10 protein-coding genes are annotated in these 13,926 nt (G+C 58.8%); 7 read left to right on the top strand and 3 right to left on the bottom strand.

Annotation, left to right across the window (positions count from 1 at the left end):
• Positions 1-6 precede the first annotated feature (6 nt).
• Both map and FYJ40_RS00845 read left to right on the top strand, forming a co-directional pair.
• Positions 7-894 carry a type I methionyl aminopeptidase gene (map, locus tag FYJ40_RS00850; RefSeq protein WP_154514889.1) on the top strand — a complete coding sequence of 296 codons (888 nt, stop codon included), beginning with the start codon at positions 7-9 and terminating at the stop codon, positions 892-894.
• Between the two features lie 123 nt (positions 895-1,017).
• The gene (locus FYJ40_RS00845) at positions 1,018-1,959 is read left to right on the top strand and encodes a D-2-hydroxyacid dehydrogenase (protein ID WP_154514890.1); all 942 of its coding nucleotides are present in this window, start codon (positions 1,018-1,020) and stop codon (positions 1,957-1,959) included.
• A 285-nt stretch (positions 1,960-2,244) separates the two neighbouring features.
• On the opposite strand, the gene FYJ40_RS00840 is transcribed toward FYJ40_RS00845, so the two are convergent.
• Complete coding sequence (locus tag FYJ40_RS00840; RefSeq protein WP_154514892.1) at positions 2,245-3,630, bottom strand: M18 family aminopeptidase; 1,386 nt, start codon at positions 3,628-3,630, stop codon at positions 2,245-2,247.
• 161 nt (positions 3,631-3,791) lie between these two features.
• Here FYJ40_RS00840 and FYJ40_RS00835 point away from each other — a divergent pair, with 161 nt between their 5' ends.
• From FYJ40_RS00835 to FYJ40_RS00825, 3 genes are all read left to right on the top strand, one after another.
• Positions 3,792-4,877: a carcinine hydrolase/isopenicillin-N N-acyltransferase family protein gene (locus tag FYJ40_RS00835; RefSeq protein WP_154514894.1), complete on the top strand. Its 1,086-nt coding sequence runs from the start codon at positions 3,792-3,794 to the stop codon at positions 4,875-4,877.
• A 140-nt stretch (positions 4,878-5,017) separates the two neighbouring features.
• Positions 5,018-6,097, top strand: a complete 1,080-nt coding sequence (locus FYJ40_RS00830; protein WP_154514896.1) for a 6-phosphofructokinase — start codon at positions 5,018-5,020, stop codon at positions 6,095-6,097.
• A 434-nt stretch (positions 6,098-6,531) separates the two neighbouring features.
• Complete coding sequence (locus FYJ40_RS00825) at positions 6,532-7,470, top strand: helix-turn-helix domain-containing protein (protein WP_154514898.1); 939 nt, start codon at positions 6,532-6,534, stop codon at positions 7,468-7,470.
• 493 nt (positions 7,471-7,963) lie between these two features.
• On the opposite strand, the gene FYJ40_RS00820 is transcribed toward FYJ40_RS00825, so the two are convergent.
• Together FYJ40_RS00820 and FYJ40_RS00815 are read right to left on the bottom strand one after the other, a co-directional pair.
• Entirely contained in the window at positions 7,964-10,729 is a 2,766-nt protein-coding gene (locus tag FYJ40_RS00820; protein ID WP_229770603.1) for an FtsX-like permease family protein, read from the bottom strand.
• Between the two features lie 5 nt (positions 10,730-10,734).
• A complete protein-coding gene (locus FYJ40_RS00815) occupies positions 10,735-11,436 on the bottom strand; it encodes an ABC transporter ATP-binding protein (RefSeq protein ID WP_154514900.1) in 702 nt (233 codons plus the stop codon).
• A gap of 271 nt (positions 11,437-11,707) precedes the next feature.
• Here FYJ40_RS00815 and FYJ40_RS00810 point away from each other — a divergent pair, with 271 nt between their 5' ends.
• On the top strand, positions 11,708-12,346 hold the full coding sequence (locus tag FYJ40_RS00810) for a GyrI-like domain-containing protein (RefSeq protein ID WP_154514902.1): 639 nt from the start codon (positions 11,708-11,710) through the stop codon (positions 12,344-12,346).
• A 185-nt stretch (positions 12,347-12,531) separates the two neighbouring features.
• Positions 12,532-13,767 (top strand): chloride channel protein, encoded by a 1,236-nt coding sequence (locus FYJ40_RS00805; protein ID WP_154514904.1) that lies wholly within the window; start codon positions 12,532-12,534, stop codon positions 13,765-13,767.
• The last annotated feature ends 159 nt before the right edge of the window (positions 13,768-13,926 follow it).

Below are 13,926 nucleotides of genomic sequence, written 5' to 3'. Positions count from 1 at the left end.
TTAGCCATGTTTGACAATGGACCCGTGCCTGGCCGCAACGACGCTTGCTGGTGCGGCAGCGGCAAAAAATACAAGAAATGTCACAGCTCCTTTGATGAGCGCCTCGAGCGCCTGTGGGAAGAGGGCTGGAACGTCCTGCCCCGCACGCTCTATAAGACGCCTGCCGATATCGAGGGCATCAAGCGCTCGGCCGCCATCAACGTGGGCGTGCTCGATTATGTGGGTGAGCATATCACCGCGGGCATGACCACCAACCAGATCGACCAGATGATCTATGACTACACCGTCGAGCATGGTGGAACGCCGGCCGACCTCAACTACGAGGGCTACCCCAAGAGCGTGTGCACCTCGATCAATGACGTCGTCTGCCACGGCATTCCCTGCGATACGGACGTACTGCACGAGGGCGACATCATCAACGTGGACTGCTCAACAATCTTAGACGGCTATTTTAGCGACTCGAGCCGCATGTTCTGCATCGGCAAGGTCTCGGCCGAGCGCCAGCGCTTGGTCGACGTCACCCGCGCCAGCGTGGAGGCGGGTCTGGCAGCCGTCAAGCCATGGCTGCCGCTCTCCGTGATGGCCGAGGCCGTTCAAAAGACGGTCGAGGACGCCGGTTTTAGCGTGGTGCGCGAGTACGGTGGCCACGGCATTGGCAAGGAGTTCCACGAGGACCCGTTTGTGGGCTTTACCACCGAGGCGCCCGATGTGGACACCATCATGGTTCCGGGCATGGTCTTTACTATCGAGCCCATGGTCAACGCCGGAGCACCCGACATTAAGATTAGCAAGGGCGATGGGTGGTGCGTGCGCACCAAGGACGGCAGCGACTCGGCGCAGTGCGAGGTACAGCTCGTGGTGACCGAGGACGGCTACGATCTGCTGAGCTGGTAGCCGTAGATGCGCCAGGTACTGACGGGCACGCTCGTCTTGCCTCCGGTGTTTTATTTGAACGTTTTGCCAGATAAAACCTGCCAAAATAAACCTGTCCCTTTTTGGCAGGTTGAGCGGAGAGGAATGCTTGTGAACATCCTGGTTTTGCTGCCCGTCAACGACCGCCATCGTGCAATTCTTGAGTCGAGCGCTCCGGGCGAGAATTTTATCTACACGAGCGCCGGCGATATCACGCGCGAACAGGTCGCCGATGCCGACGTGATCCTGGGCAACATCGACCCTGACATGCTCACGGCATGCGATCATCTCCAGCTGTTGCAATTGCAGACCGCCGGCTATGACGACTACCTTGCCGCCGGCACCGTGCCGGCTGAAGCCAAGCTGTCTTGCTCGATCGGCGCCTACGGTCAGGCCGTGAGCGAGCACATGTTTGCCATGGTCCTTTCCATGATGAAGCGCCTGCCCGGCTATCACGACTTGCAGCGCGAGCATCGCTGGGAGGATTTGGGGCCGGTCACCTCGCTCAAAAACGCCAACGTGCTGGTGCTGGGCGCAGGCGATATCGGTGGCCACTTTGCCACGCTCTGCCGCAGCATGGGTGCGCACGTCCGCGGCATCAAGCGCCATCCGCTCGTCTACCCCATTGTGTTTGAGGACATGGACGGCATGGATGCCCTGTCTGAGCGCCTGGCAGAGGCCGACATCGTCGCATCCTTTATGCCCAGCACGCCCGAGACCCGTGGTCTGGCGAACGCCGAGTTCTTCGCCGCGATGAAACCGGGCGCGTTCTTTGCCAACGGCGGCCGCGGCGATCTTGTGGTCGCCGACGACCTGGTTGCCGCTCTGGAATCGGGACATCTCGCCGGCGCCGCGGTCGACGTCACCGATCCCGAGCCGCTGCCCGCCACAAGCCCGCTGTGGGATGCACCCAACATGCTCATCACGCCGCACGTCTCGGGTTGGTTCCACCTGGCCGCCACGCTCAATAACGTGGTCGACATCGCCGCGGAGAATCTGCGTCACCTGCTGGCCGGCGAAACTTTACGTTGTTGGATTGAGCATTAGATTGTTCCGGCGTTTTACCAAACGCCGGAACCCCTCGACGCTGCGAGCCCGCCGTTTGGCCAATCTGCCGTTCAATTTCAAAGGCGCGACCAGAAGGTCAGCGCCTTTTCATTTCACGGCACCTTGGCTCAAACGGCGGGCTCTCGCTGACTTTTGCTCTACCTGCGGCGGTTCCGCTGGCGTCGGCTTCATCTGCAAGCCTTAGCAGCTCCGTCTTACCGTTGACATTGCGGCATTTGCCCAGATAAAACCTGCCAAAATAAACCCGTCCTTTTTTGGCAGGTTTTAAAGCTCCACACTTTCGGCACCGTTGATGTTTAGGTCGCGCTCGTAGAAAGCCGTGAGGGCGCGGATCGCGTACATCACGTCGCGCACGCCACCGGTCTCGTAGCTCGAGTGCATGGCCAGCTGCGGCAGGCCCACGTCCACGGCGTGCATGCTCGCCTGCATATTGGACAGATTGCCGAGCGTGGAGCCACCCGCCATATCGCTCTTGTTGGCAAAGGCTTGCGTAGGCACATCTGCGTCATCGCAGATGGCCTGGAACACTGCGCGGCTAAAGGCATCGGTGCAGTAGTGCTGGTTGGCGGCTTCCTTGATGACGATACCGCCGTTGAGCACGACCTGGTTGTGGGCATCGCACTTCTCGGCGTGGTTGGGATGCACGGCGTGCGCGTTGTCGCAGCTCACGAGCATCGAGGCGGCAAGCGCACGGTGGTACGACTCGTCATCAAAGCCCAGCGACCCGTTAATGCGACGCAACGCATCGGCCAAGAACGTCGACATGGCGCCCTGCTTGGTCTCGGAGCCAACCTCCTCGTTGTCGAAGCAGCAAAAGACCGAGATGTCGTGCGCATTCTCGGCACCCAAAAATGCCTGCAGCGAGGTGTAGGCGCAGGCTAGGTCGTCGAGCTTGGGCGTCGAGATAAACTCGTCGGCCCAGCCCCAAATGCGCGCGTCCTGACGATTGACCAGGAACAGATCGCGGCCCAAAATCTGTTCGGGCTCGACGTCCAGTTCGTCGGCGATCAGAGCATCAAAGTCGCCCTGCTTAAGCTCGCCGGCGCTGATGAGCGGGCACAAGTCGACAGCGCGGTTGGGTGCAAAGCCCTCATTGACGCCACGGTTCATATGGATAGCAAGGCTCGGAATGATAGCGACCTCGCGCTCGGTGGCAAGCAGGCGGCTCTCAATACGGTCGCCCTCGCGCACCAGCACGCGTCCAGCCAGTGCCAACGGGCGATCGAACCAGGTGTAGTCGATCATGCCGCCGTAGGCCTCGGTGTTCAGGCGCAGCGTCTCGCCCGCGCCGTCAAGCTCGGGCACGGCCTTGACCTTAAACGTCGGAGAATCGCTGTGCGACGCCGTGAGCTGAAAATGATAGTCACCGGCAACGCCGTCCTCGCCCCACGTCGCGGCCAGGTCCTCGCCCACCTTAAAGGCGATAACGCTCGAGGTGTTGCGCTGCATGTAATAACGCCCGCCCGGCTCGATGTCCCACGCCGCATTCTCGGGCAGGTAGGTAAAGCCCGCCTCGTCGAGCTCGGCCATAATGGTCGCCGCCGTATGGAACATGCTGGGGCACGCCTCGATAAAGTCGATAAGGTCGTTGGCGGCCTCGATATCGTCGGCCGTCACATGCGCGCGTTCGGGCGTTTCCTGATCCGTCATGCTCTCCCCTTTCGCTGGGTTGATGGTCCCCTCCAGCATACCCCGCCACGCCAGCGCCGCACTCTTCATTCCATGTTTAATCCCGTGCCACTCACCAGGTTGAGCCATCATGCCCGCGCTCCTTTTGCGATAATTACGCTAACAGGACGAGAGGAGCCGTCATGAAGCCACGTAACATTGCCATCGCCTGCGGTGTCGCGGGAGTCGCCGTCGGCCTTGCCGCTGCCACCGGTATCGTTTACCGCAAGCAAATCAAGTCCGCCGCGTCGCTCAAACGCTTGACCGGCTACGCGGATGGCTATGACCTGTACGCAATCGACATCGCCTACGACTACGATCTTGATCGCATCATCGCCGCTGGCGTGCGCGACGACCAGGCCTACATCGATGCCGTGGTGGCGCAGGTGCTGCCCGGTGTGCCGGCACATGTCCAGGCTCCCCAGTTTGCCTGCAGCGCTTTTGTCGCCGTAGATGCCGAAGGCCGCGTGCGCACCGGTCGCAATTACGACTTTAAGGACGACACCTCGGCGCTGCTGGTGCGCAATCACCCACGCGGCGGCTATGCCTCCATCGGGTTTGCCGCCCTTAACAACCTGGGCGATAACACTCCGCTTGACTCCGTCGCCGGACGCGCCGCCGCACTCATGGGTCCGTTTGCCCAGCTCGACGGTGTTAACGAATGCGGCGTGTCCGTTGCCGTACTCACCCTGGATTCCAAGCCCTGTGACCAGGACACGCAACGCCCTGTCATCAATACCTCGCTCGCCATCCGTCTGGTGCTCGACCGTGCCGCCACCACGCAAGGAGCTGTCGACCTGCTTTCCGCCTACGACATGCACGCCATGGCAGGACGCGATTATCACTTCTTTATCAACGACGCCACCGGTGACGCGCGCGTAGCAGAGTGGGATCCGCACGATCCGGACCGCGCTTTCAAAGCGACTCCTGTACGCCAGGTTACGAACTTCTACCCCTGCTATGGCGACGAAGTGCTGCCCAACCAAAAGAACGGCGAACTGGGCCATGGTAAAGAGCGCGCCATCGCAATCGCCGATGTCCTTGACGCCCATGTCGGTGCCCAGGACGAAACGATTGCCTGGGAAGCCCTGCGCGCCGCAGCTCAAGAGCCCAAACAGGGAGACATCACCAGCAATACGCAATGGTCGGTCGTCTTTGACAATACCGAACCCGCCGCCGCTATTACGCTGCGCCGCCACTGGGGCGACGTCGACGCCTTCGCACTGTAAGGAGCCAGGCCCGTCGACCTTACGCTCGCCTGACGTTGTTTACATTTCTATACGCTTGAGCTAACACGTTTTACCCCCGTATCAACAGTGTGCGGGGGTAAACTTATGCGCATGTTATAACTTGCCCGGAAGGATTCATCATGCTTAGGATCGGTCTTCTTACCAGTGGCGGCGACTGTCAGGCGCTCAACGCCACCATGCGCGGCATCGTCAAAACGCTTATGACCAATAGCGAAGAACCTATCGAGATCTATGGTTTTGAGGACGGCTACCAGGGCCTTATCTACAGCAGGTTCCGCGTCATGACGCCCGCCGATTTTAGCGGCATCCTCACCCGCGGCGGCACCATTTTGGGCACGAGCCGCACGCCGTTCAAGCGCCTGGACATTCCCGAGGCCGACGGTGTCGAGAAGGTGCCCGCGATGGTCCACACCTATCACAAGCTGCAACTCGACTGCCTGTTTATGCTGGGCGGCAACGGCTCCACCAAGACCGCCAACCGCCTGCGCGAAGAGGGCCTCAACGTTATCGCTCTGCCCAAGACCATCGATAACGACACCTGGGGCACCGAAATGACGTTTGGCTTTACGAGCGCCATCGACGTCGCCACCAAGTGCATCGACGACATCCACACCACCGCCTCGAGTCACGGCCGCGTGTTCGTTATCGAGATCATGGGCCACAAGGTTGGCTGGATCCCGCTGTACGCCGGCGTCGCGGGCGGCGCGGACGTCATCCTGATTCCCGAGATTCCCTACGACATGGGTAACGTCATCAAGACCATCGAGCATCGCATGGAGACCGGCAGCCGCTTTACGATCGTGGCCGTCGCCGAGGGCGCTATCTCCAAGGAGGACGCGGCGCTGCCCAAGAAGGAGTACAAGAAGAAGCTCGCCGAGCGCACGAGTCCGTCGATTGTCTACGACATTGCCAAGGAAATCGAGGCCAAGACCGGTCGCGAGACCCGCGTCGCCATCCCCGGCCACACGCAGCGCGGCGGTCAGCCCGACGCCCAGGACCGCATCTTTGCGACCCAGTGCGGCGTTGAGGCGGCACTGGGCTGCCTACGCGGCGAGTTTGGCTACATGATTGCCCTGCGTGACGGCAAGATGTGCCACATGCCGCTCGAGGAGGTCGCCGGCAAGCTCAAGTTTGTCGATCCCCAGAGCGACCTGGTACGCGAGGCCAAGGCGCTGGGCATCAGCTTCGGCGACGAATAGCCTCGGCCGAAATCCATCCCATCGGGCCCTCCGACCCCGCCCGACGTATTTCGATTTGGCTCCTCCCTTGACTCCGTCAAAGGTCGCCAATCGAAATCGTCGGTCGGGGTCGGAGGGCCCTGCGTTTACATGCTCGCCGAGGCTATTCGACTTCTTGCTGCGGGTGCCTGGTCTGAAATTCAGTTGCGGTGAAATAGTTCCTGCTCAGCCCCGCAAATGGCTGAATCTAGAAGCTATTCCACCGCAATTTACTGAGTGGGGCTCTTGGCTGCTACTTGCACTGACATTTGTCCTGAAATGGCTGGTCGTTAGGGGTTGCTACCGGTAGTTGCGGTAGGGTTGGAGCAAATTCTAACTAGAAATGGTGGTCGCTACCGGTTGTTCTCGGCATACTCGGCTCATTCGATTACGATCACCACATGAAAGGAACTGCCATGGATCTTGCGATGGCGCAGCGGCTCGTTGATCGCCGCAAGGCTGCCGGGCTTTCTCAGGAGGCGCTTGCTGCCCAGCTGGGCGTGAGTCGTCAGGCTGTCAGTAAATGGGAGCGCAGCGAATCCTCACCCGATACCGATAACCTTATTGCGCTCGCCGCGCTGTATGGCGTGTCGTTGGATGAGCTGTTGTATGGGGAGGCGGTGGATAGCACTGACGACTCGCAAGCTGATGATGAGGCACAGAACAGCAACGCCGGCACCAAAGCTTCAGATGAGGCTGAAGAGGCTGAGGCTTCTACTGAGCACGCTGGTTACAGCGATAAACCACTTGTCGATATTTCCCTCGCGCGCGGTATCCACGTTATTGATCCCAACAAAGGCGAGGAAGTCCATGTTGGCTGGAGTGGCATCCATGTGGCTAACGAGCGGAAGGGTGAAGAGGTCCATGTGGGGCCAGGCGGATTGCATATCGACACGCTTGAGGACGATGGGCATAGCGTGCATACCAACGACGACAGCACCGTCACCATCGACGGCGAGACGTTTTCCAGCTGGAAGGAAGCACACGACAAGCTCGACCATCATGGCAAGCATTTCCACACCAAGGTCGGACGTGCATGGAACAAATTCCCCTTCCCCGCACTTGTCACTCTCGCCTATCTGGTGCTCGGCATTGTCTACGGCACATGGGCTACGGGACTCTTCCTCGTCTTTTTGATTCCCGTCTATTACGCGCTTGGCGACTTTATCGACCAACGCCACTTATCTAAGCTGATCGATGTCGTCTATTCGGTCAGTGCCGAGGCATGGTTCCTCTACATGTGGCTCTGCCTGGGGCAACCCCATCCCGCCTGGGTAATACTCATTACCATCCCGGTCGTAAAAGCACTCATGCGTTGGTGCCGTAAACAATGGAAGCATCGCGAGCGTGCCTAAACCATCCCAGCCCGACGGCAGCACCCAACTAGTACCCCCCCGCCCATCCCTCCTAAGTTGCGGTGATATAGTTCCGTTTTTGGCCTTAAGTAGTCGAGTTTAGGAACTATTCCACCGCAACTTACGAATGATCGGAGCGGCTACAGCACAAGCGTCGGCGTTCGTTTGATAGTTCGCCACGAAAAGGGGCCATCTACTACGTTTAACTCGATAGGGCCAACCATGACCGCCTTTTATGAAAATCAACAGGCCTTCTACCTGCGGTTTTATTTTTCGTTTTCCCGGCATGGTTGAGGGTATCCAATTAAACGTAGTAGATAGGCCCGTTTTGTGGCATACGACCCATTCAGGCCCAATCTCGAAGGCTAAAGAGAGTCTCTCATCCACGCCTGCGAGCAGAAGATAGCAAAGCAACAAACGCCGGGTCGCCCGTAGGTGTCCGGCGTTTGCCCAGATAAAACCTGCCAAAATAAACCTGTCCCTTTTTGGTAGGTTACTCGGCGCTTTTGAGGGCACCGACCATGTCAATCTTGTTGAGGGTTCGGTTGGTGACGAGGTTGACGATAAACGTAAAGCCAAACGAAAGCACCACAGCGAGCACGAAACTCAGCGGCTCGACCTCAACATCAAAGTACAGCGACGGCATCTGAAGAACGTACGTAAAGCTCTCGGCAAGCAGGCCACCCAGCGGCACGCCCAGTGCGGTGCCAATCGCCGTAAGGATCAACGTCTCCTTATTGACGTAGTGGTGCACCTCGCCACGGCGGAAGCCCAGCACCTTGATGGTCGCCAGCTCGCGTTCGCGCTCCGAAATATTCGTATTAGACAGCGTAAACACCACCACAAACGACAGGCACGCCGCCATAAAGGTCACAAGCACTACGACCGAATTGATAATCGTAAAGTTCGCCTCATAGTTCTCCCAATGCTCGGCCGTACTCGAAATCGTAAGCCAACCGTCGCTCTTAAGCTTCTTGCTAAACGCAATCTGGTCGGCCGACGAGCCCTTAAGCAGCACAAAGATGCCGTTAAGACGCGCGCTTCGACCGAACGCGCGCTCATAGGTGCCCTGCGTCATATAAAGCGTGTTGCCCAAATAATTGAGCGAGATATCGCTAACCTTGACCTTGGTAACATTGAGCGACGAATCCTGGACCTGCGCCGTATCGCCCGGCTGAATCCCCAGCACCAGCTGTGAACTCTTGCTTAAATACACGTCCCCGTCACGCAGGGCGAGCGGTTCTTTGGACTCATCCTCCAGGCGCACGTAATCGTCCAGGTCATTCGTGCGGTCGTCGGGAATCACAATGAGCTGTACGGTCTCGCTCTTACCGCCAAACGTAAAGGTGACGTTGTCGGTCATAATCGGCAGGGTCGAGGTCACGCGTACGCCGGAGTCGCTGGCCGCGCTACGCTCTTCCAGCGCCGCACACGTCTGAGCATAGTCATCGGGATTGGCGACCGCCAGCAAGTCATAGCGCGTGATATGCCCGTACTGTTTGGGCGAAAGCGCCACCGACGTATCGCGGATGCCCATACCGCAGATCACAAGCGCCGTGCAGCCGGCGATACCGAAGATGGTCATAAAGGCACGTTTTTTGTAGCGGAACAGGTTACGTGCTGCCACCTTGTTCAAAAAGCCCATGCGGCGCCAAATAAAGCCGATGCGCTCAAGCAAGATGCGCGAGCCGGCTCGCGGGGCCTTGGGACGCATAAGCGAGGCTGGGGTCTCGGCCATCTCGTGGCGGCAGGCGATAATCGTGGCACCCACCACGCCCACGGCAAACAGCGCCACCGAGACGATCGAGGACACGATGTCGTACGAAAGCAGCATCTGGGGCAGTGAGTACATGTCGTCGAACACCGTAAACAGGAACAGCGGCAACCCCACAAATCCGATGATGTTGCCGAGTACGCCGCCGAACAGACATGCCCACAGCGAGTAGTCCACGTATTTGGACAGGATTCGCCCGCGTGAATAGCCGAGCGCCTTGTACAAGCCAATGAGCGTGCGCTCCTCCTCGACCATACGAGTAGCGGTGGTAAGGCTGATGAGTACGGCTACGACAAAGAAAATAAATGGGAAAACCGTGGCGATGGCCTCAATCGAAGAACTGTCGCTCTCGACGCTTGAGTAGCTTGCGATGTTACCGCGATCCTGGATGTACCAAGTGCATTCGCCCAGATCGGAAAGCTCGGCGCGTGCATCGGCAAACTGCTGGTCGGTGGCGGCGCGGCGCTGGTCCAAATCGGCCTGAGCCCGAGCGCGCTCCTCACTGCCCTGGGGCATGCGGTTGATGTTGTCCTGCTCAATCCCAAAGAGCATATTCGCCTGGCGCTCGGAGGCATCCAAGCTTGCCGGCGCGTCGACCGTCAGCTCTTGGGCGCGCACCTTCTCACGCTCGTCGCGAATCTTCTCGATATTACCCTTGACCTCGTTGATCTTTGTCGTGTAGGTATCTGAATAGGAGTTGAGGCTCTTGGCTCCCTCGACGATCACGTGGACCGCGGAGTAGGAAGAAGATGTCGCGGCATCCTCGCTCACATAGAACTTATAGTCCGCAGCCGAAGCAGCGCGAAAGGCGTTGACTGTCGAGTCGGAGCTCACATCAGTAGGATCGAGGACCTCGGCCGTAATGGTGTAATCACCCGCGGCAAACTGGTCCTTGGCGCTTTGGTTCGACGAGCTCGCGTCATTGGCGGCAAAACTCACCGTGTCGCCGAGCTTTTTGCCCGAAGCCTTCAGGAACTTCGAAGTCACCGCGACCTCGCCGGCGCTCTCGGGCAAATCGCCGCTCACCAGCACCGGTTGATCGATATTCTTCCCGGAAAGGCTCTGCACGACTACACGCTCGCGCGTGGTACCCACGGCGGTGTAGGCGGTCTCGGTGTAGATGCCCTCGGCCGTCTCGACGCCGTCGACCTCTTGGATAGCCGCAAGATCGTCGCGCGTAAGGCCATAGGTCGACCGCACGTTAATGTCATAGACATTCTGCTGGTCAAAATAGACGTCGACCGAATCGCGCAGATCCTCGCAGCCCGCCTTAAGACCGCACATCACGCTCACGCCGAGCGCGGTAATGACCACGATAGATAGGAAGCGCTTAAGACTGCCTCGGATTGTGCGGGAGATGCCACGGCGAAAAACCGTCGGCGCCATATCATTTGAGCTTTGAGCGGTACGGTAGGTCGCGAGCTCCCGATCGTGACCCACGTGCTCCGTATCGTGGTTTTGGCTGTTTTGGCGATCTTGGTCCATGGGCGCTACCACTCGATCGTCTCGATAGGCACGGGATTTTGCTGGACCGTCTCGCTCTCCACACGACCGCTCTTAAAGCAGATCAGGCGATCGGCCATGGGCGCGAGCGCGGAGTTGTGCGTGATGATGATGACCGTAATGCCCTGCTTGCGGCAGGTATCCTGCAGCAGCTGCAAAATCTGCTTGCCGGTTTTGTAGTCGAGCGCGCCCGTGGGCTCGTCGCACAGGAGCAGCTTGGGGTTCTTGGCCAGTGCGCGGGCGATGGACACGCGCTGCTGCTCGCCGCCCGAAAGCTGCGCGGGGAAGTTGGCGAGGCGCTCGCCCAGGCCAACCTGGCGAAGTGCCTGTTCGGCATCGAACGAATCGGGGCAGATTTGCGCCGCAAGCTCGACGTTTTCGAGCGCCGTCAGGTTGGGAACCAGGTTATAGAACTGGAAGACAAAGCCGACGTCGGCGCGGCGGTATTCCACGAGCTGCGCCTCATTGGCGGAACTCACGTCGCGCCCATCCACCGTTACGGTGCCGGAAGTCGCCGTATCCATGCCGCCCAGAATGTTGAGCGCCGTGGTCTTGCCGGCACCCGAAGCACCCAAAATGATGGCGAGCTCACCGCGCTCGACCGTAAAGCTCGCGCCATCGAGCGCGTGAATGCGGGCGTCACCCTCGCCGTATGCTTTGACGACGTCCTTGAATTCGATATAAGCCATCGATTAATTCCCATCTGGTCGGATAACTCTTTAGTATTACCCATTTCGCACCGACCAAAAAGGGACAGGTTTATTTTGGCAGGTTTTATATGGGGAAACGGCAGCTATAGATGAGGCGCCGGGGAGGCAGAGAAATCATCGACGGGGTCAGGTCGACCGCCAAACACAATGCACGCATCTCAATCTGTCAGCCAAATCATTCGAACAGCTGTTCGTTTCTATGATATGATTCAGCTATCTAAGCAGGCCAATACGCAGAAAGGCGGCCAACATGGCGTTCGACTTTAAGAAGGAATGCAAGGAGCTCTACAAACCTGCAAGCAAGCCGAGTATCGTAACTGTCCCGCCTATGAGCTACGTTGCCGTTCGCGGAAAGGGCAACCCAAATATCGAAGGTGGCGAGTATCAAAACGCCCTGCCGCTACTTTACGGCATCGCCTATACCGTCAAGATGTCGAAGAAAGGCTCAAGGAGTATCGAAGGCTATTTCGACTTTGTGGTACCGCCGCTCGAGGGTTTCTGGTGGCAAGAGTCCCCGAGCGGCGACATCGATTATGTACACAAGGACGATTTCAACTTTATCTCGTGCATCCGCCTGCCCGATTTCGTCACCCGAGATGACTTTGACTGGGCGGTCGCGGAAGCCACGACCAAAAAGAAACTGGACTTTTCCGCCGTCGAACTGCTTAAAGTTGACGAGGGCCTCTGCGTTCAATGCATGCACACCGGGCCCTACGACAACGAGCCGGCAACCGTAGACGCCATGCATGAATATGCGACCGAGCAGGGCTATGTCCCCGACTTCTCAGACACCCGTTTACATCACGAAATCTATCTCTCCGATCCACGCAAATGTGCACCGGAGAAACTTAAGACTGTGGTTCGTCATCCTATCAAGCGCGCTGAATAGCGTGGGGCGTCATTTCACGCGCTAGGTTTTAAGCCATCCAACCAGCCGCCTCCTAGGCCGTCCGGTAATAATCTTGACGCAGCCCGTCGCATCTTATAAGTTAGTTTTGCTAAAGCTGGAAAGCCTCTCAACGATGCGCAACTCCAGCTCTTTTTCTATCAAGAGAGCAAGTGTCGGAAAGCAAAATGTCAGAAAGCAGCGCATCGAGCAGAATCAAACGTCTGCTCAACACCTATAGCGGTCTTGTGCTTATGGGTGCCGTCGGAATCCCCGTCGGTATCATCGTTGGCGCCATCTGCGCGCTCTTTGGACGCGTGCTTTTGGCGATCGGCGCCTTCCGCGACGAACACATCACCCTGCTCCTCCCCTTCCTCGCCCTTATGGGCCTTGCCATCGTGTTTGCCTACCGCGCTTGGGGCAAGGGCGCCGACCGCGGCATGAGCCTGGTATTCGACGTAGGCCACGGGCGTGAGGACGCCATCTCGCCGCGCTTGGTGCCGCTCATTATGCTGAGCACGTGGGGGACGCACCTCTTTGGCGGCAGTGCGGGACGCGAGGGCGTGGCCGTGCAGATCGGTGCAACCGTCTCACATTGGATCGGCCGACGTCTACCTTTCCGAGACCCCGGCAACACGTTTTTGCTTATCGGCATGGCCGCCGGCTTTGCCGGGCTCTTTCGAACGCCCCTTGCTGCCACGGTCTTTGCTATCGAAGTACTGGTCGCAGGACGCATGGAATACCGCGCGCTGTTTCCCGCGCTTACAGCCTCGCTCGCCGCAAGTATGACCTCCGGTGCCCTGGGACTCGAGAAGTTCGAGGTCGCCGTTGTCGCCTCATGCGCGCTTGATCTCCCCGGCCTTGGACGGCTTGCGGTACTAGGCATCGCGTTTGGCATGGTAGGCGGTGCCTTTGCCTGGTGCCTTGCCCATGCCAAGACCCTTGCGGCGCGGCTGCTCCCCAACCCCTATGCGCGCATCGCCGCTATCGGCATCGCGCTATCGGCGATTCTGTTCGCACTGTGGCAGGGTCGATACTGCGGCCTTGGCACCAACCTGATATCGGCGGCGCTCAACGGTAACGGTAAGGTCGCCATCATGCCTTGGGACTGGGCGCTCAAATTCGTACTCACCATCGCCACACTTGCCGCAGGATATCAGGGTGGTGAGGTGACGCCGCTGTTTTCCATCGGAGCCAGCCTGGGCGTCGTACTCGCCGGGATTCTCGGCATGCCCGTCGAGCTCTGCGCCGCGCTGGGCTACGCAGCCGTCTTTGGCAGCGCCACCAATACGCTGCTCGCACCCATCCTTATTGGCTGCGAAGTCTTCGGCTTTGGTAATCTGCCGATGTTCTTTATTGTCTGCGTCGTGGCTTACCTGTTCAACATGGATAAGTCGATCTACGCCCTGCAAGAGCGAGCGTAGAAAGATGTCCAAGCAGGTGGTCTCAACCGGAAACGACGTCCCACTCTGAGGCTGTATTCCGGGACACGGTTTCCGCTTGGGACGCCATTCGGAAAGCGCATCCCGCTTTAAAACGGAATTCCGGGACGTGGTTTCCGTCTGAGTCTCCATTCGGAAAGC

It is taken from the genome of Collinsella sp. WCA1-178-WT-3 (M1) (assembly GCF_009696325.1).
Classification (GTDB): domain Bacteria; phylum Actinomycetota; class Coriobacteriia; order Coriobacteriales; family Coriobacteriaceae; genus Collinsella.
The sequence above is the reverse complement of the archived record's forward strand: the minus strand, read 5'-3'. Positions and strand labels throughout refer to the sequence as shown.